The organism is Lachnoclostridium sp. An131 (assembly GCF_002160825.1).
Lineage (GTDB): Bacteria > Bacillota > Clostridia > Lachnospirales > Lachnospiraceae > Laedolimicola.
In genome coordinates this window covers 103,930-129,132 of the sequence record NZ_NFLI01000011.1, presented here as the reverse complement: position 1 = coordinate 129,132, position 25,203 = coordinate 103,930, and the positions used below count along the sequence as shown (strand labels likewise).

Annotated in this window: 19 protein-coding genes and 1 pseudogene; 16 read left to right on the top strand and 4 right to left on the bottom strand. The window is 51.1% G+C overall.

Features of this window, described 5'->3' with window-relative positions; genetic code table 11:
* The 3 genes and pseudogenes from B5E77_RS10655 to B5E77_RS10645 all read left to right on the top strand — a co-directional run.
* A pseudogene (locus B5E77_RS10655) lies at window positions 1-254 on the top strand (IS110 family transposase); the annotation flags it as partial.
* A 241-nt stretch (window positions 255-495) separates the two neighbouring features.
* Window positions 496-1,464: a Gfo/Idh/MocA family protein gene (locus B5E77_RS10650; RefSeq protein ID WP_162609684.1), complete on the top strand. Its 969-nt coding sequence runs from the start codon at window positions 496-498 to the stop codon at window positions 1,462-1,464.
* A 55-nt stretch (window positions 1,465-1,519) separates the two neighbouring features.
* Window positions 1,520-2,104 carry a hypothetical protein gene (locus B5E77_RS10645; protein ID WP_087165363.1) on the top strand — a complete coding sequence of 195 codons (585 nt, stop codon included), beginning with the start codon at window positions 1,520-1,522 and terminating at the stop codon, window positions 2,102-2,104.
* Window positions 2,105-2,173: 69 nt separating this feature from the next.
* On the opposite strand, the gene B5E77_RS10640 is transcribed toward B5E77_RS10645, so the two are convergent.
* On the bottom strand, window positions 2,174-2,680 hold the full coding sequence (locus B5E77_RS10640) for a GNAT family N-acetyltransferase (protein ID WP_087165362.1): 507 nt from the start codon (window positions 2,678-2,680) through the stop codon (window positions 2,174-2,176).
* A 192-nt stretch (window positions 2,681-2,872) separates the two neighbouring features.
* On the opposite strand from B5E77_RS10640, the gene B5E77_RS10635 reads away from it, so the two are divergent.
* From B5E77_RS10635 to B5E77_RS10625, 3 genes are all read left to right on the top strand, one after another.
* Window positions 2,873-3,814, top strand: a complete 942-nt coding sequence (locus B5E77_RS10635; protein ID WP_087165361.1) for a magnesium transporter CorA family protein — start codon at window positions 2,873-2,875, stop codon at window positions 3,812-3,814.
* A gap of 47 nt (window positions 3,815-3,861) precedes the next feature.
* On the top strand, window positions 3,862-4,887 hold the full coding sequence (queA, locus tag B5E77_RS10630; protein WP_087165373.1) for a tRNA preQ1(34) S-adenosylmethionine ribosyltransferase-isomerase QueA: 1,026 nt from the start codon (window positions 3,862-3,864) through the stop codon (window positions 4,885-4,887).
* Window positions 4,888-4,977: 90 nt separating this feature from the next.
* On the top strand, window positions 4,978-5,811 hold the full coding sequence (locus B5E77_RS10625) for an HAD family hydrolase (protein WP_087165360.1): 834 nt from the start codon (window positions 4,978-4,980) through the stop codon (window positions 5,809-5,811).
* Here B5E77_RS10625 and aroA read toward each other — a convergent pair.
* A complete protein-coding gene (gene aroA / locus B5E77_RS10620) occupies window positions 5,778-7,061 on the bottom strand; it encodes a 3-phosphoshikimate 1-carboxyvinyltransferase (RefSeq protein WP_087165359.1) in 1,284 nt (427 codons plus the stop codon). The two genes, B5E77_RS10625 and aroA, sit on opposite strands and share 34 nt — an antisense overlap.
* Before the next feature lie 51 nt (window positions 7,062-7,112).
* On the bottom strand, window positions 7,113-8,210 hold the full coding sequence (locus B5E77_RS10615) for a prephenate dehydrogenase (RefSeq protein WP_087165358.1): 1,098 nt from the start codon (window positions 8,208-8,210) through the stop codon (window positions 7,113-7,115).
* Window positions 8,211-8,600: 390 nt separating this feature from the next.
* On the opposite strand from B5E77_RS10615, the gene B5E77_RS10610 reads away from it, so the two are divergent.
* The gene (locus B5E77_RS10610) at window positions 8,601-10,679 is read left to right on the top strand and encodes an elongation factor G (protein WP_087165357.1); all 2,079 of its coding nucleotides are present in this window, start codon (window positions 8,601-8,603) and stop codon (window positions 10,677-10,679) included.
* Between the two features lie 95 nt (window positions 10,680-10,774).
* On the opposite strand, the gene B5E77_RS10605 is transcribed toward B5E77_RS10610, so the two are convergent.
* The gene (locus B5E77_RS10605) at window positions 10,775-11,644 is read right to left on the bottom strand and encodes an AraC family transcriptional regulator (protein ID WP_087165356.1); all 870 of its coding nucleotides are present in this window, start codon (window positions 11,642-11,644) and stop codon (window positions 10,775-10,777) included.
* A gap of 334 nt (window positions 11,645-11,978) precedes the next feature.
* Between B5E77_RS10605 and B5E77_RS10600 the strand changes: the two genes are divergently transcribed.
* The 9 genes from B5E77_RS10600 (at window position 11,979) to leuS (ending at window position 25,155) form a co-directional block, all read left to right on the top strand.
* Entirely contained in the window at window positions 11,979-13,361 is a 1,383-nt protein-coding gene (locus tag B5E77_RS10600; protein ID WP_087165355.1) for a carbohydrate ABC transporter substrate-binding protein, read from the top strand.
* Window positions 13,362-13,458: 97 nt separating this feature from the next.
* Window positions 13,459-14,343 (top strand): carbohydrate ABC transporter permease, encoded by an 885-nt coding sequence (locus B5E77_RS10595; protein ID WP_087165354.1) that lies wholly within the window; start codon window positions 13,459-13,461, stop codon window positions 14,341-14,343.
* Window positions 14,344-14,354: 11 nt separating this feature from the next.
* Complete coding sequence (locus B5E77_RS10590; protein ID WP_087165353.1) at window positions 14,355-15,245, top strand: carbohydrate ABC transporter permease; 891 nt, start codon at window positions 14,355-14,357, stop codon at window positions 15,243-15,245.
* Window positions 15,246-15,254: 9 nt separating this feature from the next.
* Complete coding sequence (locus tag B5E77_RS10585) at window positions 15,255-15,455, top strand: DUF6903 family protein (RefSeq protein ID WP_087165352.1); 201 nt, start codon at window positions 15,255-15,257, stop codon at window positions 15,453-15,455.
* A gap of 16 nt (window positions 15,456-15,471) precedes the next feature.
* Complete coding sequence (gene gnpA, locus B5E77_RS10580; protein WP_087165351.1) at window positions 15,472-17,649, top strand: 1,3-beta-galactosyl-N-acetylhexosamine phosphorylase; 2,178 nt, start codon at window positions 15,472-15,474, stop codon at window positions 17,647-17,649.
* A 36-nt stretch (window positions 17,650-17,685) separates the two neighbouring features.
* Window positions 17,686-18,855: an ABC transporter ATP-binding protein gene (locus B5E77_RS10575; RefSeq protein WP_087165350.1), complete on the top strand. Its 1,170-nt coding sequence runs from the start codon at window positions 17,686-17,688 to the stop codon at window positions 18,853-18,855.
* A 188-nt stretch (window positions 18,856-19,043) separates the two neighbouring features.
* Complete coding sequence (locus tag B5E77_RS10570) at window positions 19,044-20,849, top strand: ABC transporter ATP-binding protein (RefSeq protein ID WP_143468618.1); 1,806 nt, start codon at window positions 19,044-19,046, stop codon at window positions 20,847-20,849.
* Complete coding sequence (locus tag B5E77_RS10565) at window positions 20,839-22,575, top strand: ABC transporter ATP-binding protein (protein WP_204248045.1); 1,737 nt, start codon at window positions 20,839-20,841, stop codon at window positions 22,573-22,575. The genes B5E77_RS10570 and B5E77_RS10565 overlap by 11 nt, the downstream gene beginning before the upstream one ends.
* A gap of 165 nt (window positions 22,576-22,740) precedes the next feature.
* Window positions 22,741-25,155, top strand: coding sequence for a leucine--tRNA ligase (leuS, locus tag B5E77_RS10560; protein WP_087165372.1), 2,415 nt, complete (start codon window positions 22,741-22,743; stop codon window positions 25,153-25,155).
* The last annotated feature ends 48 nt before the right edge of the window (window positions 25,156-25,203 follow it).

Here is a 25,203-nt window from a genome sequence, read left to right as displayed (position 1 = left end):
CCAGCAAAAAGCATCCTGAGATTCGTAACCGCTATCTCCGTCTCAAAAAGCGTCGCGGTCACAAGAAAGCAATCATTGCCATAGCAAGAATGCTTCTTACCGCATTATATCACATGTTGAAGAACGGTGAAAACTATAATGCGGAACTTTACCGGAAATCAGATTTGCCTCCTGTTGACCGGGAAATCACGGTAGAACAGGCAATCATCATCGCAAGAAATCAAGGTTATAAGATTAAGTCAGCAACTGCATAACCTTAACTTTTCAATATTCAATTTTTAAAGCAGCCACCGAAAGATGGCTTGTTTGTCATGCGATTAAAGGAATGGATACCCTCTACTTTTCATTTTCAATCTTTCTGCTTCCCAAGCTGCGTACGGATATGATAAAATAAAAGAAATCCGCAGAAGCGGAGAAGACTTTGGCGCAGCAGATTTATAAATGGGGATTTATGGAATAAATCCTACACTTATATATTTAGGAGGAGACAGAAGGATGAGAAGACCGATAAGAGTGGGAATTACAGGGGCAGGCATGACGGTCCCCTGGTTTCTGGAGGCGGCAGAGCAGATCCCGGAGATGGAGGTGGGAGCTCTGTTTGCAAGAAAAGAGGAAAAGAGAAGAGAGCTCTGTGAGAAATATCAGATTCCGGCGTCCTATGACAGCTATGAAAAGCTGCTGGCGGACGATTCGCTGGATGTGCTGTATCTTCCGCTGCCGAACAGCCTGCATTACAGCTTCGCGAAGCAGGCGCTGGAGGCCGGGAAGCATCTGATTATGGAAAAGCCCTTTACCGTGACCTATGCAGAGGCGGCGGAGCTGGCAGAGCTTGCGGAGAAAAAGGGCCTGATTCTTTTCGAGGCGGTCACCAACCAGTACAATCCCAATTATGAAAAGGTCAGAGAGCTGCTGCCGGGCCTGGGAGACATCAAGATTGTGCAGATCGATTTCGCCCAGTATTCCAGCCGTTATGACGCATTCAAGCAGGGAAATATCACGCCGGTCTTTGACGTGAATAAGGCGGGCGGAGCCCTGTTTGACCTGAATGTCTACAACATTCATTTTGTGACAGGGCTGTTTGGCGAGCCTGCGGGCGTTCATTATTTCCCGAATATCGAGCAGGGCGTGGATACCTCCGGGATTCTGATTCTGGAATATCCCTCCTTCAAGTGCGCCTGCATTGCCGCAAAGGACTGCGCGGCTCCCCTGTCTGTCAATATCCAGGGTGATAAGGGCTGCATCTTCAGCCACTCCAATACGAGCCGTTTTCCGGAATTTTCTTACCAGGAGAATGGAAAAGAGGCGGTTCATTATGAGCTTGTGAAGAATGTCCCCGTCTTCTATGATGAGCTTCGGGCATTTGCGGATTATTGGATAAAGGACGACAGAGAGACTTTTCGCCAGCGTCTCGATCAGAGCCTGCTTGTCATGAAGGTCCTGGACAGAGCCAGAGGGATAGAATAGAAAACAGCAGTTCCTGGAATTGGGAAATTCCCTGCCCTGTTGGGAGGTGAGCTTCATGAAGAGCTTTTGCAGAAGCCTTTTCGGAAATTACAGTGAAAAGAATCCTTACAAAATTGCTGCAAATGAGAGAGAGACAGAGAAGCTGTTAAAAAATATTGAGTATGAGACAGTCATTTACAATGCGAATAGAGGAGACTGGGGAAGTATATCGTGCTGGACTGGATGGAATAATTTTGTATTAACGTATCAGACTGATACAGCAACGAACATAACCAGATTCTTTTTGCCATCTAACCCTACGGAACTGGCTGGATGCTTTAAAACAGAGCAAAATAGAATCATAATCCAGTATTATTTCAGGAAAGAAGAAAAATTTCACAGGAAATACCGCATTTTCTATACGATAATCATAGCTTTTTTGGGAATTTTCTGGTTCTTTATCATCGGTGATGCAGCGGCGGGGCATTTTATTACCGGAAAAGATTGGATAGAGCTGATTTTGATAACGGCAGTTTTTATTGGAGCTTATCTTAGCGGGATCAGTATTCCAAAATCGCACAGGGAGCTGTTGACCGGCATTTTGAAAAAAGCTGCTGAGCAGCCGGAAAATCAAAACAGAGACTTTCCCGTTAATACGTAAGGAGAAAGAGAACAGCCCCGGAATACAGAAATTCCGGGGCGTCCCTTTCACCCTTACTTTTACCTCTTTTTACAGCTCCCGGTAGTAGGGGCAGATATCCTCATAATGCCCGTCCTTCATCAGAAAGCCTCTGGGGATTACGCCAAGCTGTGTAAAGCCAAGCCGTTCATAGAGATGCCTTGCGTGGGTGTTGGTCCGCACGACGGCATTGAACTGGAGAATCCGGAAGCCGTGGGCCTTTCCCTGGGCCAGGCAGTCCAGCACCAGCTTTTCGCCGATATGGAGGCCGCGGGCATCCCTGCTTACGGCGTAGCTGGCGTTGCAGATATGGCCGCAGCGGCCGACGTTGTTGGGATGGAGAATATAGAGGCCGAGGATGCGGCCGCTTTCCGTATTCTCAGCCACGGCGCAGTATGTCTGTTCCGAGAAAAATGCGGCGCCGGACTGTTCATCCAGCAGCTCGGTCTGTGGAAATGCGATGCCGTCCTCCACGACCTCATTCCAGATTTTATTCATGGCGGCTACATCCTGTTCTGCATAGGCGCGTATTTGTATATTGGATATCTGTATATTCATAGCGTTTCCATCCTTTCTGCCGGGCAAAGTAAGCTGCCCGGTTTTGGCTTTTTCCAGTATAAGCCCGCAGGGGGAGGCCTGTCAATGAAAACGCGCGCAGGGACAGGCCCTGCTTTTCTTCACTTTTTTCTTTACCCGAAACGAAAAAAGGTATAGAATAAATTCGGAGTAAAAGCAAAATGGGAGGGCGTTATGTTTTTTGCAATTCATGACAAAGAGATCCGGGAAATCACGCTGGAGCAGCTGGGAGAGCATGACATCTGCGTAGGATATCTGACGCTGGACGAGCTGCGAAAGTGCCATAAGGATCTGGGACTTTCCGAGATAGCGGTCAAGGACTGCATGACGGATTTCACGCATTTTCGGACCAGCATCGATGTATATGATGAATTCAGCTTCGGCATGATTAACATAGTAGATATTCTAAACTTAAGCAGCAGGAGAAACCGTATTGGCTTTTTTATCAAAAAGAACCTGTTTATCGTGGTAAAGATTATTGACAAGGGCGACAGCATCCGGCAGATGTTTCTGGACGCGATCGGAAGGTTCCGGCAGAATGCGACGATGGAAAAGGTGATCTACGGCGTGTTGGAACGTCTGCTTTCCAGCGGCAACAAGGGCCTTGTCATGACGGAACGCCAGATCATTGCCATGGAGCGCGAGGTCGTGGACGGAAAGACAGACAGGGAATTGAACACGGAGATTTTTGAGCTGCGCAACCGGCTGTCCACTCTGAAGAACTACTACGAGCAGCTGATTGATATCGGAGAGACTCTGCAGGAGAACGAAAACGATCTCTTCGAGGAAGAGGATCTGCGGTATTTTAAGATTTTTACGGATAAATCCGAGCGCCTGAGCAACAATACACAGCTTCTCTGCGACAATCTGATTCACCTCAGAGAGGCTCTTGACGCGACGCTCAATTATAATCTGAACAATACGATGAAGCTGTTTACGATGGTGACGATTATCTTCCAGCCGCTGACGCTGATTGTGGGCTGGTACGGCATGAACTTTAAGAATATGCCGGAGCTTGGATGGAGATTTGGCTATCTTTACGTGATCCTTCTGAGCGTCGCCATAGCAGGCGGAATTTTGTATTACTTTAAGAAAAAGAAATACTGGCAGAATTGAGAAGGGCTGCCGAAAGGACAAGAAGAACAGATAAGGAAACAGAAAAGATGAAAACAAGTGATTTTTATTATGATCTTCCCCAGGAGCTGATTGCCCAGGATCCTCTGGAGGACAGAAGCAGCTCCAGGCTGCTTGTCCTGGATCGAAAGACAGGAGAGACAGAGCACAGAGTGTTCCGCGATATCACAGAATATCTGCGTCCGGGAGACTGCCTGGTGGTAAATAATACAAAGGTAATTCCGGCCCGTCTGATGGGTGTTAAGGAGGATACGGGAGCGGGAATCGAGGTCCTGCTCCTTACACGGAAAGCAGACAACGTCTGGGAGACGCTGGTAAAGCCGGGAAAGAAGGCCAGGCCGGGAGCACGGATTGTGTTCGGAGAGGGGCTTTTAAAGGGCGAGGTTCTGGAAGTGGTGGAAGAAGGAAACCGGCTGATCCGTTTCGAGTACGACGGTATTTTTGAGGAGATCCTGGACAGGCTGGGACAGATGCCTCTGCCGCCTTATATTACCCATCAGCTGAAGGATAAGAACCGTTATCAGACCGTCTACGCAGAGCATGACGGTTCGGCGGCGGCCCCCACGGCGGGCCTTCATTTTACGCCGGAGCTTTTGAAGGAGATCGAAGAGAAGGGAGTGAAGCTGGCCCATGTGACGCTCCATGTGGGGCTTGGCACCTTCCGTCCGGTGAAGGTGGAGGATGTGACGCAGCATCACATGCACTCGGAGTTTTATGTGGTGGAGGAGGAGCAGGCGAAGCTCATCAATGATACGAAGGCAGCCGGAGGCAGAGTAATCTGCGTGGGAACCACAAGCTGCCGCACGCTGGAATCTGCCACCGGAGAAGACGGGATCCTGAGGGCCGGAAGCGGCTGGACGGATATCTTTATCTATCCGGGATACCGGTTTAAGATGATGGATGCCCTGATTACAAATTTCCACCTGCCGGAATCCACGCTCCTGATGCTGGTGTCAGCCTTTGCGGATAAGGAGACCATCATGAAGGCCTATGAGGAGGCTGTGAAGGAGAGGTACCGGTTTTTCTCCTTTGGAGATGCGATGTTCATAAAATGAGACGTCCGGCGGCTCTTTAAAAGAGAGCGTGTATAAAAGCGGATAAGTCTTAAGAAGGCTTCAGAGGGGACGGATGAAGGAGGAAGAGGAATGCAGAAGATAAAATTGATTGCCCTTGATCTGGATGGCACTGCCCTGGATGAGAAAAGCCGTCTGACGGAGCGGACAAAACGGGTGCTGGAACAGGCTGCGGAAGCCGGCATCTACCTGATCGCCGCCAGCGGCCGGGCCTACAGTTCACTTCCGGAAGACGTCATGGCGCTGAAAGGGCTGACCTATGCCATCACTTCCAACGGGGCTGCCACCTACGATCCGAAGAAGGGAGAGCGGAGCTTTTCCTGTCCTATGGAGGAGGAGAAGGTGGAAAAGCTGCTGGAGCTTCTGAGAGAAGAGCCGGAGACAGCCATAGAGGTGTTCTGGCAGGGACATCCCCTCGCTTCCCGGGCCTTCCTTGAGAACCCGGTGTCCTATGGAGCGCCGAAACGGGTGATTCCCTATCTGCAGCGGACGCGGACGCCGGTGAACGATATTTATGCTTTTATATGGGAACATAAGAAAGAGCTGGACGCGCTGGATATCATCTGCCAGGGACCGCTGAACAAGGTGGAATGGTTTGATAAGATCTATGCGCTGGGAGGATTTTATATGACCTCCTCCACGCACTACCGTCTGGAGCTTTCTGCTCTGAAAAGCGGAAAAGGGGCGGCGCTTCGGGAAGCGGCCGCCCGTCTAGGTGTCTGTCCGGATGAGATCATTGCCTTTGGCAACGCGGACAACGATATTGATATGCTGCGCTTTGCCGGAATCGGCGTGGCGGTGGCGAACAGTCCGGACAACGTAAAGTGTGAGGCGGACCGCGTCGCTCCGGCCAATACCGAGGAAGGCGTAGCTCAGGTCCTGGAAGAGATTCTGTTTAAATCCTGATAAAAGGCAGGATAGGAAATATTGACGCATTCGGCATCCTGAATTTCGGTCTCTCCGTCTGCATTCAGGGCGGCGACGGCAAAGGACATGGCGATCCGGTGGTCAAGATGACTGTCTATGGCGGCTCCCCGCAAGGGGCGGCCGCCTTCTATGATGAGGCCGTCATCTGTGGCTGTGACCTGAGCGCCCATGGCAGTGAGGTTTTCGGCCATGACGTCAATGCGGTTGGATTCCTTGACCTTCAGCTCTGCAGCATCCCGGATGATGGTGGTTCCTTCGGCAAAGCAGGCCATGACTGCAATGACAGGCAGCTCGTCGATCAGCGTCGGGATCAGTTCCCCTTCTATGACGCAGCCCTTCAGAGAGGAGCTCCGGATCAGCAGATCGGCGGAAGGCTCCCCGTCGTTCTGTGCATGGGGAAGTATGGTGACATCAGCATTCATCATGCGGCAGACACGTAAGATGCCGTCCCGGGTGGGATTCGTTCCCACGTTTCGGATAAGAAGCTCGGAATCCGGCGTGATGCAGGCCGCCGCAATAAAATAGGCTGCGGAAGAGATATCTCCGGGGACGACGATTTTCTGTCCGGCCAGAGCGGGCCCCGGCTGGATCGTGGCGGTAGTTCCCTCTGTCTGCACGTCCGCGCCGAACTGCCGCAGCATCAGTTCCGAGTGATTGCGGGAGAGAGCGGGCTCGGTGACGCTGGTTGCGCTGTCTGCGTAAAGCCCCGCCAGAAGAATGGAGGATTTCACTTGGGCGGAAGCTACCTTTGTGGTATAGTGAATGCCGTGAAGAGGGCGCCCCTGAATGTTCAGAGGGGCGCAGCCGTTCCCGTGAAGACTTGTGATGGAAGCGCCCATCTGGGTCAGAGGCTCGATGATACGCTTCATGGGCCGCTTCTGAATGGAAGCGTCTCCTGTCAGGGTGGTTTCAAAGCTCTGACCGCTTAAGATTCCTGAAATCAGGCGGGTGGTCGTTCCGCTGTTCCCCGCATCCAGAAGCTGCGACGGAGCAGTGAGGCCGTGAAGCCCTTTGCCGTGAATGGTGATAAGCTCCGGCGTCTCGTCAATCTGGATTCCGAGGCGGCGGAAGCAGTCGATTGTCGAGAGGCAGTCAGCCCCTCTCAGAAAATTTTCCACCGTCGTCGTGCCCTGTGCCAGAGAGCCGAACATGACGGCCCGGTGGGAAATGGATTTATCTCCGGGGACAGTGATTTCTCCCCTTAAGCTTTTAACTCGCGTGAATTTCATAACAGTTCTCCTGATTCGTTTATAAATGAACAGCGGGGCGGCAGGAATGCCTTACCGTTCATAGATGGTATAACGGTATTTCCGGAGAAGGGCGACTGCCTTCTGATAGGCATCCTCGTCGTAAAGCTCTACCCGCAGAACGGCCTCTTCAAATTCCCGGTTATGGATGATGCCGATATTCCGGAGGCTGATGCCGCCGGAAGCAAGGATAGTCGCCAGCGTGGCGATGCCGCCTGCCTCGTCCACCATATCGCAGTAAAAAGCGTATACCTTTTTGAGAGGTCCGGCAGAGGTATCGGGAATAGAATTCCGGTAATCTCTGGCGGCGGCAAAAAAGCTGTGGATTCCTTCCGAATCCTTTTGAAGCAGCTCCTGGCGGAAATCCTCCAGCTGCTTCTGGTAATGCTCCAGAGCCTGAAGGATGTTTGCGGAATTCGTCATACAGATCTGCTCCCACATCTCAGGGGAAGAGGAGGCGATCCGGGTAATGTCCTTGAAGCCGCCTGCGGCAATCTGCTTCATCAGCTCCTGCGGCCCGTCCAGATCCTTTACCAGCTCTACCAGAGAAGAAGCGATCAGATGGGGAAGATGGCTGACGCAGGCGGTGATAAAATCATGCTGCCGGTAATCCAGCACAAGGGGAATCGCTTTCAGTGAGGCGGTGAAGGCGGTAAAGGCTTCCACAGTCTGAGAAGGGACGTTTTCCCCGGGGGTAAGAATATAGTAAGCGTTTTCTATAAGATGCGGCTTGGCGTTCTCGTAGCCTGTTTTTTCTGAGCCTGCCATGGGATGGCCTCCGATGAAACGGTCTGTCAGCCCAAGCGCGCGCACCTTACTGTGAATATCTGTTTTCGTGCTTCCCACGTCGGTCAAAAGGCAGGTCTCAGGCAGAAAGGCCTTCAGCGCCTCCAGATAACGGGCGTTGGTGGAGACAGGCGCGCACAGGTATATGATATCGCAGGCTGAGAATTTCCCGTCTACTGCTTCACAGGCCTGATCGATCGTCCCCTCCTGGACGGCTTCCCGAAGAGTGTCCTGGCTGCGCATGTAGGCCAGGATTCGGACGTCCGGATGGTACATTTTAATTGCTTTGGCGAGCGAACCGCCGATCAGCCCAAGGCCGATAAAACCAACTGTCTGTATCTTCATGTGAATACTCCCTTTCGTGCGCTGCAGGTGAAGGGGCTTTTGGTTCCGTCGGCATGCCTGCGGCATGGCTTCCGCTTCTGAAGCCCCCTGGTTTTCTAGTTTAAGGTTTTTCTGCATAAATGTCAATCCTTTCTTGCTTTAAAGTGAGAAAGCAATACTGGATGAACCAGGATGACGGGAGCAAAAAAACAGAAGAAAATCTGCATAATAGAGAAAAATGCCACAAAAACAGACTGGAAATCTTGGCAAAATTGTATAAAAGGGTTGAACTTTACCTGAAATTTTAGTAGAATATAGCCATGGCGATCGAACTGCTTTTCCTGCTGATGTTGTATGTCTTGGCAAAGAGCACGTTTTGAACCGTAAAATCAAGTAATCGGAGGAAGAGGCATGAATATTTACACAACTGACAAGATTCGCAATGTAGTACTTCTGGGGCACGGCGGCTGCGGAAAAACCAGTCTGGTGGAAGCGATGGCATATGCGTCCGGACTGACGTCCCGTATCGGCAAGGTGACTGAGGGAAATACGATCAGCGATTATGATAAGGAAGAGATTAAGAGAAAATTTTCCATCACCACGTCTGTGGTTCCTATCATCTGGCAGGGCTGCAAGATTAATATTCTGGACGCGCCGGGATATTTTGATTTTGTGGGAGAAGCGGAAGAGGCAGTGTCTGCGGCTGACGCGGCGATCATCGTAGTGTCCGGAAAGGCGGGCGTAGAGGTGGGCACGCAGAAGGCGTGGGAGCTCTGCGAGAAATATAAGCTGCCGAGAATGGTATTTGTATCTGAGATGGATGTGGACCATGCGTCCTTCCGCCAGGTGGTGGAGGATCTGACCGAGCTGTACGGAAAGAAGATTGCTCCGTTCTATCAGCCCATCCGTGAGAATGAAAAATTTGTAGGATATATCAACGTATGCAAGATGGAAGGCCGCCGCTTTACGGATATCGGAAAGCGTGAGCCCTGCGAGATCCCTGAGTATTCCAAGGAAAACCTTGCGATCTGCCGCGAGGCTCTTCTGGACGCCGTGGCGGAGACCTCTGACGAGTTTATGGAGCGCTATTTCAACGGCGAGGAGTTTACCTTCAGTGAGATCCGCGCAGCTATGAAGTTTAACGTATGCGACGGAGACATTATTCCGGTTTCCATGGGATCCAGCACAGAGATCCGCAATATTCACAACCTGCTGAACGATATCGTGGAGCTGTTCCCGAGCCCGGACAAGAAGGCCTGCAACGGCATCAATATGAAGACCAATGAGATCTTTGAGGCAAATTATGATTTCTCAAAGGCAAAATCCGCCTATGTATTTAAGACCATCGTGGATCCCTTTATCGGAAAGTATTCCCTGATCAAGGTGTCCTCCGGCGTCATCAAATCGGATGATACCCTGTACAATCAGGAGCGGGAGACGGAGGAGAAGCTGAGCAAGCTCTATGTAATGCAGGGCAATAAGCCCATTGAGGTTTCTGAGCTTCACGCAGGCGATATCGGAGCGATCGGAAAGCTTTCGAATACAAAGACAGGAGATACCCTGTCTACGAAGGCGACGCCGGTTCTTTACGGAAAGACGGAGATTTCCAAGCCCTATACATACAAGCGCTACAGAGCAAAGAATAAGGGAGATGAGGATAAGATTTCCCAGGCGCTCTCCAGAATGATGGAGGAGGATCTGACGCTGAAGAATGTCAACGATTCTGAAAACCGGCAGACCCTGCTGTACGGCATGGGCGACCAGCATCTGGACGTAGTGGTCAGCAAGCTGGCGGACAAATTCAAGGTAGAGGTGGAGCTGGAGCGTCCGAAGGTAGCCTTCCGCGAGACGATCCGCAAGAAGGCAGACGTGGATTCCAAGTATAAAAAGCAGTCCGGCGGACACGGACAGTATGGACATGTAAAGATGACCTTCGAGCCCTCCGGCGATCTGGAGACGCCTTACGTATTTGAGCAGATCGTAGTGGGCGGCGCGGTTCCGAAGAACTATTTCCCGGCAGTGGAAAAGGGCGTGCAGGAATCTGTGGCAAAGGGTCCTCTGGCCGGATATCCGGTTGTAGGCGTGAAGGCTGTGCTTTACGATGGCTCCTATCATCCGGTAGACTCCTCTGAGATGGCGTTTAAGACGGCTACGATGCAGGCGTTCAAGAAGGGCTTCATGGAAGCCAGCCCGGTTCTTCTGGAGCCGATTGTGACGATGACGGTTACCGTTCCGGATAAGTATACCGGAGACGTAATGGGTGATCTGAATAAGCGCCGCGGCCGGGTGCTGGGCATGAATCCGGTAGCGGGCGGAAAGCAGGAGGTAGTGGCAGATGTGCCGATGACCGAGATCTTCGGTTATTCCACCGATCTCCGTTCCATGACAGGTGGAAGCGGCGAGTTCTCTTATGAGTTTGCGCGTTATGAGCAGGCTCCGTCTGATGTACAGGAAAAAGAGGTCGCTGCGAGAGCTGCGGAAAGCGAGTAAAGCTTATTTTATAGAGTAAAAGAGATATGGAAGCGCCGCAAAATCACGGGAGACTGTTGATTTCGCGGCGCTTTTGCGGCTGCAGTCTAGCTGCTTCATGGAGTGTCTGCTCTTTTTGCCGCTTCCTGTTTGCAGCGTTTCCGGTATTCGCCTGGGCTGATGTGTTCGAATTTTTTGAAGCTTTGAGAAAAATAGCTGGGTGAAGAAAAGCCAAGCATGCGGCTGATCAGAGCCAGGGAGTAATCATCATTTTTCAGAAGATGACGTGCTTCCTCGATTCGGATGCCAATCATATAGCTGATGGGTGAGATCCCGTATTCCTCTGTAAAAGCATGAACCATATAGAATTTGTTTACGTGGTTCATAGAGGCGAGAAGATCCAGATTGATGTTTTCCTTGTAATGGCTGTCGATATAACGGCGCACAGCTGCACACAGATGCGAGGCCTTGCGCCGGACCGGAGCGAGGGTAGTTGAAAAATCTGTCTGGCGGGTCAGGTAGATGCTTAAGATTTCCATCAGGCTGCTGCAGATGATTTCGTAGCCAGGTGATTTGGCTTCAATCTCAGCCAGCATATTTTTCAGGTAAAAACGGATGTTGTCCTTCATCCCCCGAAAATTTACGATGCAGTAATGGCTTTCCTTCTCCTCGCGGATGCCGGACAGCTCCAGGCCTTCTATGCCAAGGACAATATATTCCAGAGGAGAAGCATTTACCCCCTGCTCTGTGTGCTCTACGCCTGGATTTACAATGATCAGATCATCGGCGGATACGGGATAGCTCTGATCCTCGATCAGAAACTTTCCTGTTCCTCCGGTTACATAAAAAAGTTCGGAACAGCTGTGGGTGTGGGGTGTACTGTGCCAGTCGCCGCCGTATTTGGCAGAGCTGACATAGAGCAGCCTGGCGGCGCTGCGTTTGCGGGAATTTTCCTGAAAATTAAAGTCGTAACGGTTGGTGCTCATAAGACTCCTTTCGTTTTATATACTTTATAATTATTGTTGAAATAGAAATAATAAAAACAAGATAATTATAATATTAAAAATACAGAATGGCAACAGTTTCTATAAAATGTAAAAAAGAAATCTTGATTTTTGTGGTATTTGGACAATAATTCTTTGTGCATTTCTTACAATTATTGTTCGATTAATTTATATAAATTGAACAAACCAAGAATGAAGAGCAAGATATATAAAAAAGTGAGCAACAAATGGATTGCATATGGAAAAGAATGGGTTATACTTTGGCTATAAACATTGATGCGTGAGTATTCACCAGTCAAGGAAAAGGAGGAAGGATATGAAAAAGAAACTGATTAGCATGTTGCTGTGTTCAGCTATGCTTGTTTCACTTCTGGCAGGCTGTGGCAGCGGAGGAGAGACTCCGGCGGCTGATACGCAGACCGATGCGGAGACAGAGGCTGAGGCCGGAACAGAAGCTGAGGGCGAGGCTGTATCGGACGTGACGATTAAGGTGGCTGCTATTGAGACGGCCTACGGCTCTGATATGTGGAAGGAAGTGTGTGAGGCATTTACAGCTGAGACCGGAATCCAGGTAGAGCTGACCACGGACAAGAACCTGGAGGATGTGATTGGACCTTCCATGCAGGGTGGAGATTATCCGGATGTGATTCATCTGGCTACAGGCCGTGAGGCTGCTCTGACAGAGCAGTTTATCAAGGGGAACATGATTGCGGATATTACAGATGTATTATCCATGACAGTTCCGGGAGAGGATGCCCTGGTTTCTGAAAAGATTGCAGGCGGCTTTACTGAGACAAGCCTGACCAACCCCTATGGCGATGGCAAGACCTATCTTGCACCCATGTTCTATTCTCCCTGCGGACTGTTCTATAATGCAGGGCTTCTGGAGGAAAAGGGCTGGTCTGTTCCGACTACCTGGGATGAGATGTGGGAGCTTGGAGATAAGGCGATGGAAGAGGGAATCTATCTCTTTACCTATCCGACTACAGGATATTTTGACGCATTCTTCTATGCTCTGATGTATTCCGCAGGCGGTCCGGAATTCTTTAACAAAGCGACTAATTATGAAGAGGGAATCTGGGAGACTCCAGAGGCACAGACATGCTTTGATATTGTGACCAAGCTGGCTTCCTATACGAATCCGATTACGCCGGCACAGGCAAATGATCAGGATTTCACCCAGAACCAGCAGCTTGTATTGGATAATAAAGCAATCTTTATGCCGAACGGCACATGGATCGTAGAGGAGATGAAGGATGCTCCGAGAGCAGAAGGCTTTGAGTGGGGTATGACAGCTCTTCCGGCCGTAGAGGAAGGCGGAGACAGATACAGCTACACATGGTTTGAGCAGGCATGGATTCCTTCCGGCGCTGCAAATCAGGATGCGGCAAAGCAGTTTATTGCATTCCTTTACAGCGACGTGGCATGCGGAATCTTTGCAAAGGCTGGTGCGATTCAGCCGGTTCTGAATATTTCTGATACGCTGGAAGGCGATAATCAGATGTTCTACTCCATCTATGACAATGGCGCAAAGGCAGCCATGGGTAACTTTGCTGCATTTGACGCGATTCCGGGTGTCGAGGTTCGTACGGTATTTTTCGACCCGGTCAACTCTCTGGTGTCTGGCGACATCACAGAGCAGGATTGGATCGACGGTGTGATTGCCGGAAGCGATCAGATGCGCGCAAATCTGAAATAACATGTATGAATAAGGAAACAGTATCATGTTTTCTGTGGCGGCGGGCAGGAGAACTGCCCGCCGCGTTAGTGTTGATTTGGGGAAGGAACAAGCAGTTATGAAAAAAGACAGAAAAATGTCGGGGTTTCTGGTGCTGTGCCTGGCGCCAGCCGTGATCCTTTTCTTTATATTTATGATTGTGCCTACGTTCAATGTGTTCCGGATTTCCCTCTATGAAAAGGGAGCCTACACACCGGACGAGACGTTTGTAGGCCTGGCAAATTTTAAAACCCTTCTGACTGACGCCAGCTTTATCCGTTCTATGCAGAATATGATTCTGCTGGTGGTTGTGGTTACAATTATTACCTTTGCCTTTGCTCTGGTCTTTGCAGGGATCCTGACCAGGGAAAAGCTGAAGGGACAGAATTTTTTCAGGGTGGTTTTCTACATTCCGAATATTCTTTCTGTCGTTGTAATCTCTGGTATTTTCTCTGCGATTTACAAGCCGGAAAACGGAATGCTGAACAGCATTATAGGCCTGTTCCGCGATATGACCAATCCAATCCTGTGGAAGGGGCAGTCGCTGGTTATGGTAAGCATTATCATTGCCATGGTCTGGCAGGCCATTGGATACTATATGGTGATGTATATGGCGTCTATGGCCAGCGTGCCTCAGAGCCTCTATGAAAGTGCCGGGCTGGACGGAGCAGGGCGGCTTACACAGTTTTTTCAGATTACAATTCCATTGATTTGGACAAACATCCGGACCACGCTGACCTTTTTTATCATATCCACGATCAACATGGCGTTTCTGTTTGTGAAGGCCATGACCTCGGGCGGTCCAAACGGGGCTTCGGATGTGGCGCTGAATTATATGTACAGCCAGAAGGACGCGGGCCTCTACGGCTACAGCATGGCTATTGGAGTTGTGATCTTTCTGTTTTCCTTCGCGCTGTCCGCTCTGGTAAATAAGGTTACAGAGCGTGAGACTTTGGAATTCTGAGGAGGACGTATATGGGTAAGAAGAAAAATACAGCTTCCGGTGAGCGGCTCTACAAGGCGTTTATCTATGTGGTGCTGATTGCGCTGGCGGTCACGATCATAGTTCCGGTGGCCTGGGTGTTTATGGCGTCCATCAAGGAGAACAGTGAATTTTATGGTAACCCCTGGGCGCTGCCCAAGGGCTTTTACTGGCAGAATTTTGTGGACGCATGGAATTCTGCAAATATGGGAAGCTATATGCTCAATTCTGTAATGGTGACGGCGCTGGCTCTGGGTATTCTGCTGATCGTGGCGCTTCCGGCAGCCTACTGTTTGTCCCGCTTCCGGTTTCGGGGGAGAAAGCTTTTAAATACGGCATTTATGGCAGGCCTTTTTATCAATGTGAACTATATTGTGGTTCCGATTTTCCTGATGCTCCGGGATGGCGATTTGTGGCTGAGGAAGGTGTTTGGAAACGGCTTTCTGCTGAATAATCTGGTAGTCCTGGCAGTGGTTTACGCAGCTACAGCCCTGCCGTTTACGATTTATCTGCTTTCTGGGTATTTTGCGACCCTGCCTCATGATTATGAGGAGGCGGCCTATATTGATGGAGCGGGCTATGGCAGAGCTATGTGGAATATTATCTTTCCGATGGCGAAGCCTTCGATTATCACGGTGATTTTATTTAATTTTTTGTCATTCTGGAATGAGTATATCATTTCTATGACGCTGATGAGCTCGGCGACTGGACAGAAGACGCTGCCGGTAGGCCTTTTGAACCTGATGCAGGCCCAGCAGTCTGCGGCGGAGTACGGTATTATGTATGCAGGCCTGGTGCTTGTCATGCTGCCGACGCTGATTCTGTATATCTGTGTGCAAAAGCAGCTGACAGAAGGAATGACAGTGGGCGGATTGAAAGGATAAGGTGAAGGAATGAAGTTTTGGAAAGAGCATGTAACGCTGAGATGCGCGCTGATTGCGGCGTTTTTTATCCTTGGCCTGAGCCTTGTGATTATTGGATGGAAGATGACCGGGCAGCTTGCCGGGCTGGGCATCATGATTCTGGGGACGGCATGCCTGCTGGCGGCGCTTATGATTTACAACAAACCCTATGAGACACCCGCAGGGAAATAATAAGGAGAACATATATATGGCAGAAATAAGACAGGCAGAAAAGACAGGACGGGTAACAATCCCTACGGATCTGGATGTGGTTCCGGAGACAATAGAGATTCTGAAGCGCTGGGGTGCAGACGCGATTCGGGACTGTGACGGCACAGAATTTCCCGAGGAGCTGGTGAATACCGGGGCGAAAATCTATTCTACCTATTATACGACACGCAAGGACAATGCGTGGGCAAAAGCGAATCCGGATGAGATTCAGCAGTGCTATATTATGACAGGCTTTTATACAGCCGGAGACGGGAGCCTCGAAATTCCTCTGATGAGCGGAATATCCGGTGAGCTGCTCCAGGTAAATACCAGAGATGATATCCGGCGCTGGTGGGAGGTCATGGATCGTACGCTCGGAGAGGTGGTTTCGCCGGATGCCTGGAGCTACTGTGAAGAGACGGGCTGCGTAGTGATTCCGGATCCAAAGGCGTACCATGAATATACGGTAAGCTTTCTGGCTTATATTATCTGGGATCCGGTACATATGTACAATGCGGTGACGAATGACTGGAAGGATTTTGAGCATCAGATTACGTTCGATGTAAGACAGCCGAAGACACACCAGTACTCCCTGGACCGGCTGCGCCGGTTCTGCGAGGAGAACCCCTATGTGAATGTGATTCGGTACACGACATTTTTTCATCAGTTTACGCTGGTGTTCGATGAGCTGAAACGGGAAAAATACGTGGACTGGTACGGCTATTCTGCTTCCGTAAGTCCTTATATTCTGGAACAGTTCGAAAAGGAGGCAGGATATCCCTTCCGGCCGGAGTATATCATTGATCAGGGCTATTATAATAACCAGTACCGGATCCCGAGCAGGGAATACAAGGACTTTCAGGCGTTTCAGCGCCGTGAGGTGGCAAAAATTGCGAAGGAGCTGGTAGACATTACCCATGAGTATGGAAAAGAGGCCATGATGTTTCTGGGCGATCACTGGATCGGCACGGAGCCTTTTATGCCGGAATTCGCCAGCATTGGTCTGGATGCGGTCGTGGGAAGCGTGGGCAATGGCAGCACACTTCGCCTGATTTCCGATATTCCGGGCGTAAAGTACACGGAAGGACGTTTTCTTCCATACTTTTTCCCGGATGTATTCCATGAAGGGGGAGACCCGGTGCGGGAAGCGAAGGAAAACTGGGTGACAGCCAGGCGTGCTATCTTAAGAAGCTCTGTGGATCGTATCGGCTATGGTGGATATTTGAAGCTGGCACTGAAATTTCCTGAATTTGTAGAGTATGTGGAGAGCGTGTGCAGGGAATTCCGGGAGCTGTATGAGAATGCAAAGGGCACGACTCCTTATTGTGTAAAGACGGTGGCTGTATTGAACAGCTGGGGAAGGAGCCGAAGCTGGGGATGTCATATGGTACACCATGCGCTGTATCAGAAGCAAAACTACAGCTATGCAGGCGTCATAGAAGCTCTGTCCGGAGCGCCCTTTGATGTCAGGTTCATTTCCTTTGATGATATCCGGGAGAATGAAGGAATTCTGGATGAAATTGATGTGTTGATTAATGTAGGAGATGCGGATACGGCTCACACCGGCGGATATGAATGGGCGGATGAAGGAATCGTGACGGCAGTACGCAGGTTTGTGAGTAAAGGCGGCGGCTTCATCGGTGTGGGAGAACCTTCCGGTCATCAGTATCAGGGACATTTCCTGCAACTTGCCTGTCTGCTGGGCGTAGAAAAGGAGACGGGACTCACGCTGAATTATGACAAATATAACTGGGAAGAGCATCCGGAACACTTTATTCTGGCGGATACAAAGGAGCCTGTAGATTTTGGAGAGGGCAAAAAGGGAATTTATGCTTTTGAGGGAACGGAAATTCTGGTGCAGCGGGAAAAAGAGGTACAGATGGCCGTAAATTCTTTTGGAAGGGGACGGAGCGTCTATATCAGCGGCCTTCCCTACAGTTTTGCCAACAGCCGGATTCTTCTGCGGAGCATTCTCTGGAGTGCCCATGGGGAAGAGGAGCTTCACAGATGGTTCAGCACGAACTGCAGAGTGGAGGTCCATGCGTATGTAAAGAACGGAAAATACTGCGTAGTAAATAATACCTATGAGCCTCAGAGCACGATCGTCTACAGGGGAGATGGAAGCAGCTTTGAGCTTCAGCTTGAGGCGAATGAAATCAAGTGGTATGAGATTTAATATTTGGACTGCAGATACTGCAGAAAGGAATAAGAGATGGCAAGTTTATCTTTAAAAGAAGTGAAGAAGGTTTATCCGGTTTCCGCTGGCGGAAAAAAGAAGAAAAGGGGAGCGCAGGAGGAACAGAAAAGCAATCTTCTCGTAACAGAGGAGGGAGTAGTGGCCGTCCAGGAGTTTAATCTGGAAATTGCGGATCGGGAATTCATTGTTCTCGTAGGCCCCTCTGGCTGCGGAAAATCCACGACGCTGCGTATGGTGGCTGGCCTGGAGGAGATTACCAGCGGAGAGCTGTATATAGACGGAGTCCTGGTAAACAATGTGACGGCAAAGGACAGGGATATCGCGATGGTTTTCCAGAGCTATGCTCTTTATCCGCATATGACGGTCTATGAAAATATGGCGTTTCCGTTGAAGCTGAAAAAAATGAGCAGGGAGGAAATCGACAGCAAGGTTCAGGAAGCAGCTCGGATACTTGGCATTACCGAATATTTGAACCGCAAGCCCAAGGAGCTGTCCGGCGGACAAAGACAGCGTGTGGCGATTGGACGGGCCATCGTACGTAAGCCCAAGGTGCTGCTGATGGACGAGCCTCTTTCCAATCTGGACGCAAAGCTGCGCAACCAGATGCGGGCGGAGATTATCAAGCTGCGCAAAAGCATTGATACGACCTTTATCTATGTGACACATGATCAGACAGAGGCTATGACCCTGGGGGATCGGATTGTGATCATGAAGGACGGTGTAATTCAGCAGGTGGGAACCCCCCAGGAGGTCTTTGATCATCCGCTGAACCTGTTCGTAGCTGGTTTTATAGGAATGCCGAGGATGAATCTGTTTGATGCGGAGCTTGTAAAAGAGGGCGGAAAATATGCAGTGTCTCTTGGTGGAATTACAGTGGAGCTCTCTGAGGAAAAGCAGAAACGGCTGGCTGCGAACCATGTGGAGCCCAGGCCTGTGACTCTTGGTGTCCGCCCGGAGCATATTTCACTTCAGGGAACAGAGATGCTCCATGGAACTGTGGATGTATTTGAGATGATGGGTAGCGAAATTCATTACCATGTCTCTGTGATGGGACAGGATGTAATCATTATTGTTCCCACAATCAATAATTCTGTGATCAATATGGGACATGAAATTGCCTTTACCTTCGGTGGAAATGTAGCCCATGTATTTGACAAAAATACAGGGGTGAATCTGGAGGCTTAAGCTGAAGGCGTAAAAAGTAAAAACCAGACATCAGTCCTGCAGGAGGCTGTTTAATTGTTCCGGCATATTTCCGGTGTGATGCCGGACGGCCTCCTGCATTTTGTATGACGGCTTGTCATAACCGCCTTGTTGGTGTAAAATACCCTTGTTCTCCCGTTTCCCGGGAGCCAAAAGGAGGATTTTACCCAATGAGGCGGTTATTATATTTTATGAGAGACTACCGGAAGGAGAGCATTCTGGGGCCTCTGTTCAAGCTGCTGGAAGCCAGCTTTGAGCTGCTGGTGCCTCTGGTCGTGGCAGATATCATTGATGTGGGAATTGCAGCCGGCGATTCCGCCTATGTGCTTGGCAGAGGCGGGATTCTGATTCTGCTGGGACTGATCGGTCTCATAAGCTCCATCACAGCCCAGTATTTTGCGGCGAAGGCGGCAGTGGGCTGCAGCACCCAGATGCGGGGAGCCCTGTTCCGCCATCTGAACAGCTTTTCCTATAAAGAGCTTGATACTATCGGCACGTCCACGCTGATCACCCGGATTACCAGCGACATCAATCAGGTTCAGACGGGCGTGAATCTGGTTCTCCGCCTGTTTTTACGCTCCCCCTTCATTGTGTTCGGCGCCATGATTATGGCGTTTACCATTGATGTAAAAGCGGCGCTCATTTTTCTTGGCGTCATACCCATTCTTTTTGCGGTGGTTTTCGGTATCATGGGGATTACGGTTCCTGTATACCGGAAGGTTCAGGGGCAGCTGGACCGGGTGCTCCTTCACGTGAGGGAAAATCTTTCCGGCGTCCGTGTTGTGCGGGCGTTCAACCGTCAGCAGGACGAGCGGGCGGCCTTCCACGCGGACAGTTCGGTTCTGATGAAGACCCAGCTCTTTGTGGGAAAGATTTCAGCGCTTCTAAATCCGCTTACCTATGCGCTCATTAATGGAGCCGTGATTCTCCTGGTCTGGACCGGTGGAAAGCAGGTGGACAGCGGCGCCCTGACCCAGGGACAGGTCGTGGCTCTTGTCAATTACATGTCGCAGATTCTGGTGGAGCTTATCAAGCTGGCGAATTTGATTGTGAATGTGACACGTTCCCTGGCCTGCCTGTCCAGAATTAACGCGGTCTTCGATCAGGAAGCAGGCATGAGAGAGGGAAGCTATACAGGAGAAAAGGGCGTGAAAACAGGAACGACAGGAGCAGCAGGAGCAGGCAGCAGAGCGGCTGAACTGGAAGATGGAGCAGATGGCGTCCCTGTCGTGGAATTCCGGGATGTGAGCATGACGTATCAGCAGGGAGCGGAAGCCTCTTTGGAGCATGTAAGCTTTCAGGCATGGCCGGGCGAGACAATCGGAGTCATCGGAGGAACCGGTTCCGGAAAGTCTACGCTGGTCAATCTGATCCCGAGATTTTACGATGTATCAGAGGGTAGCGTGCTGGTGGACGGTGTGGATGTGCGAGAGTATGAATTTCAGGCGCTCCGCCAGAAAATCGGCGTGGTTCCCCAGAAAGCTGTGCTGTTTTCCGGCACTATCCGCGACAATCTGTGCTGGGGAAAGAAGGACGCTTCAGATGAGGAGCTTCTGGAGGCGCTGAAGACGGCCCAGGGACTGGAAATCGTGGAGAAGAAGGAAAAGGGGCTGGAGGAAGAGATCCTGCAGGGAGGCCGGAACCTGTCCGGCGGACAGAGACAGAGACTTACGATTGCCCGGGCTCTTGTACGGGATCCGGAGATTCTGATTCTTGACGACAGCGCTTCGGCCCTTGATTTCGCCACGGACGCAAGGCTCCGCCGGGCGCTCCGGGAGAGAAAGAAGGGAGCGGCTGTTTTTCTGGTATCCCAGCGGGCGGCCACAGTCCGGCAGGCGGATAAGATCATCGTGCTGGACGATGGCGAGGTCGCAGGCATCGGGACACACGGAGAGCTGTTTGAGACCTGCGAGGTTTACCGTGAAATCTGTCTTTCCCAGGCGTCGGCAGAGGAGGAAAAAGCACATGAAGCATAAATCGGCTCTGAAAAGGATTCTTCATTATATCGCGGGCTACCGCTTCTATCTGGCGGCCTCTCTTATCCTTGCCGTACTGACGGTAGCGCTGACTTTGTATGCTCCGGTACTGACCGGAGATGCCATTGACTATATGATCGGCATAGGACAAGTGGATTTCGAGGCGCTCACGGCGCTTCTGATACGGCTTGGCGTCGTGGTTGGAGCCACTTCGCTGTTTCAGTGGCTGATGAACCTCTGCAACAATCATATGACCTATAAGGTCGTCATGGATGTAAGGACAGAAGCCTTTGACCATATGCAGGATCTGCCCTTGAGTTATATCGACAGCCATCCCCAGGGAGATATTGTGAGCCGTCTCATCGCAGATATCGACCAGTTTTCCGATGGCCTTCTGATGGGATTTACCCAGCTCTTTACAGGAGTGATGACGATCTTCGGAACCCTTCTTTTCATGCTGTCCGTCAACGTGTGGATCACCCTGGTGGTGGTCTGTGTGACGCCGGTGTCCTTCCTTGTGGCGAATTTTATTGCAAAAAATACTCACAAAATGTTCCAGCTCCAGTCGGAGACGAGAGGAGAGCTGACAGGGCTGATTGACGAGATGGTGGGAAATCAGAAGGTGGTGAAGGCCTTTGGGTATGAGGAGGAGTCTGTTTCCCGTTTTGACAGCATCAATCGGAGGCTGGAAAAGCACAGCCTGCGGGCGATCTTCTTTTCCTCTATCACAAACCCGGCGACCCGTTTTGTCAACAGTCTTGTGTATGCGGGAGTAGGTGTGGCCGGAGCCTTTGCGGTCATCCGCGGAGCTTTAAGCGTCGGACAGCTTTCGATTTTTTTAAGCTACGCCAACCAGTACACAAAGCCCTTCAATGAAATATCCGGTGTGGTGACGGAGCTTCAGAATGCTTTTGCATGTGCAGCCCGGGTTTTTGCGTTTATCGATCAGGAGCCCATGACGCCGGATCCGGAGGAAGGACCGGTGCTCGAAAGGGCGGAGGGACGCGTGGACCTTTCGGAGGTGGAATTTTCCTACACGAAGGAGCGCCCGCTGATTCAGGACCTGAATCTCCATGTGGAGCCGGGCCAGCGGATCGCCATCGTGGGCCCCACGGGCTGCGGAAAAAGCACGCTGATCAATCTGCTGATGCGCTTCTATGACGTGGACGGCGGGCGGATTGCGGTGGACGGCTGCGATATCCGGGAGCTGACCCGGAAAAATCTGCGGGAGCAGTACGGGATGGTGCTTCAGGAGACCTGGCTGAAATCTGCTACGGTACGGGAAAATATCGCTTACGGAAAGCCGGACGCCACGGAGGAAGAGATCATTCAGGCGGCAAAAGCGGCTCACGCTCACAGCTTTATCCGGCGTCTGCCAAAAGGCTACGATACGGTGCTTTCCGAGGACGGAGGCAGCCTGTCTCAGGGACAGAAGCAGCTTCTGTGTATCGCCCGCGTCATGCTCTGTCTGCCGCCTATGCTGATTCTGGACGAAGCTACCTCATCCATTGACACCCGTACGGAGCTGAAGATCCAGAATGCCTTCGTTAAAATGATGGAGGGAAGGACCAGCTTTATCGTGGCCCACCGCCTGTCTACCATCAAAGAGGCAGACCTGATTCTGGTTATGCGGGACGGCCAGATCATCGAGCAGGGAACTCATGAGAGCCTGCTTGAAAGAAACGGTTTTTACGCGGAGCTGTACAACAGCCAGTGGGCGGTTTAGTCCGGCATTTGACTTGACAAATCGGCTCTGTATGATTATGATAAAATGCAGTGAAAGTCTGCGCCTGCAGACTCGCCGGCCGTAAAAATCTGCGGACAGGGCCGGCAGCGGCAAGACAATACCCTGCAGCAGGCTGTGGGAGTAAATAAGAGGAGTGGAATGAAAATGGCAGTACCCTTTAACCACCGCGCGGTGGAAGAGAAATGGCGTAAGAGATGGGAAGAGCATCCGGTAAACGTCAATGACGGCAAGAAGCCGAAATATTATTGTCTGGACATGTTCCCCTATCCGTCCGGAAACGGACTCCATGTGGGACACTGGAGAGGCTATGTCATCAGTGACGTGTGGAGCCGCTATAAGCTGATGCAGGGACACTATATCATTCATCCCATGGGCTGGGATGCGTTCGGTCTTCCTGCGGAAAACTACGCTATTAAGATGGGCATTCATCCGGCAGTTTCCACAGAGGAGAATGTAAAGAATATCAAGAAGCAGATTAACGACATCGCAGCGCTTTACGACTGGGATATGGAGGTCAACACGACCGATCCGAAGTTCTATAAGTGGACCCAGTGGATCTTTGTACAGATGTTCAAGAAAGGTCTGGCCTATGAGAAGGAGTTCCCGATCAACTGGTGTCCTTCCTGTAAGACAGGTCTGGCCAATGAGGAAGTGGTAAACGGCGTCTGCGAGCGCTGCGGAACCCCGGTTACGAAGAAGAATCTGCGTCAGTGGATGCTGAAGATTACGGCATACGCAGACCGACTTCTGAACGACCTGGACAAGCTGGACTGGCCGGAGAAGGTAAAGAAGATGCAGACCGACTGGATCGGCAAATCCTACGGCGCCGAGGTGGATTTCCAGGTAGAGGGGCGCGACGACAAGATCACTGTGTACACCACCAGACCGGATACCCTGTACGGAGCTACCTTTATGGTACTTGCTCCTGAGCACGCGCTGGCAAAAGAGCTGGCCACAGATGAGACGAGAGCAGCCGTAGAGGATTACATCTTCAAGTCCTCCATGCGTTCCAATGTGGACCGTGTGCAGGATAAGGACAAGACGGGCGTATTTACAGGAAGCTATGCCATCAACCCGATGAACGGAGCGAAGCTTCCGATCTGGCTGTCCGATTACGTTCTGGCTGATTACGGTACGGGAGCCATCATGTGCGTTCCGGCTCACGACGACCGTGACTTTGAGTTTGCGAAGAAATTCGACATTCCGATCATTCAGGTTATTGCGAAGGATGGAAAAGAAATTGAAAATATGACCGAAGCCTATACGGAGGCCAGCGGAACCATGATCAATTCCGGCGACTGGAACGGTATGGAATCCGCAGTCCTCAAGAAGGAAGCTCCTCATATCGTGGAGAAGATGGGCGTCGGAAGAAAGACGGTCAACTACAAGCTGCGTGACTGGGTATTCTCCCGCCAGCGTTACTGGGGCGAGCCCATTCCGATCATCCACTGCCCGCACTGCGGAAATGTTCCGGTGCCGGAGGATCAGCTTCCTCTGGAGCTTCCGGAGGTGGAGAGCTATCAGCCGACAGGAACAGGCGAGTCTCCGCTGGCAGCCATCGACGAGTGGGTAAATACCACCTGTCCGGTCTGCGGCGCTCCTGCGAAGAGAGAGACGAACACCATGCCCCAGTGGGCAGGCTCCTCCTGGTACTTCCTGCGCTATGTGGACAACCACAACGACAACGAGCTGGTAAGCCGTGAGAAGGCAGACAAGTATCTGCCGGTAGATATGTACATCGGCGGCGTGGAGCATGCGGTGCTGCACCTGCTGTATTCCCGGTTCTACACCAAGTTCCTCTGCGATATTGGAGTTATCGACTTTGACGAGCCCTTTACGAAGCTGTTCAACCAGGGAATGATCACCGGAAAGAACGGCATCAAGATGAGCAAGTCCAAGGGAAATGTGGTATCACCGGACGACCTGATCCGCGATTATGGCTGCGATTCCTTAAGAATGTACGAGCTGTTCGTGGGACCGCCCGAGCTGGACGCCGAGTGGGATGACCGCGGAATCGACGGCGTATCCCGCTTCCTGAAGCGCTTCTGGAATCTGGTTCTGGACAACAAGGACAAGGGAACCAAAGAAACGCCGGAGAGCGTGAAGCTGCGCCATAAGCTGGTTTATGATATCACCAGCCGTCTGAACAGCTTCAGCCTGAATACGGTTATCTCCGGATTCATGGAGTATAACAACAAAATGATCGATCTGGCGAAGCGCCAGGGCGGCATCGACAAGGAGACGCTGGAGACAGCCGTTACCCTGCTTGCGCCCTTCGCTCCCCATGTGGCAGAAGAGCTCTGGGAGCAGCTTGGACACAGCGAGACCGTCTTCGGACACGGCTGGCCGGATGCGGATGAGGAAGCCATGAAGGATGACGAGATCGAGATCGCCGTTCAGGTCAATGGAAAGACAAGAGGTACGGTAACGCTTTCCACCAGCGTTTCCAAGGAAGACGCCCTTGCAGCAGGAAGGGCCGCTGTACCGGAGTGGCTGAAGGGAACGATTGTGAAAGAGATTTACGTGCCCGGAAGAATCCTGAACTTCGTAGTAAAATAAAGAATAAAACACTTAGAGTGTAATGAGAAATGGCGCGGATAGTGGAGA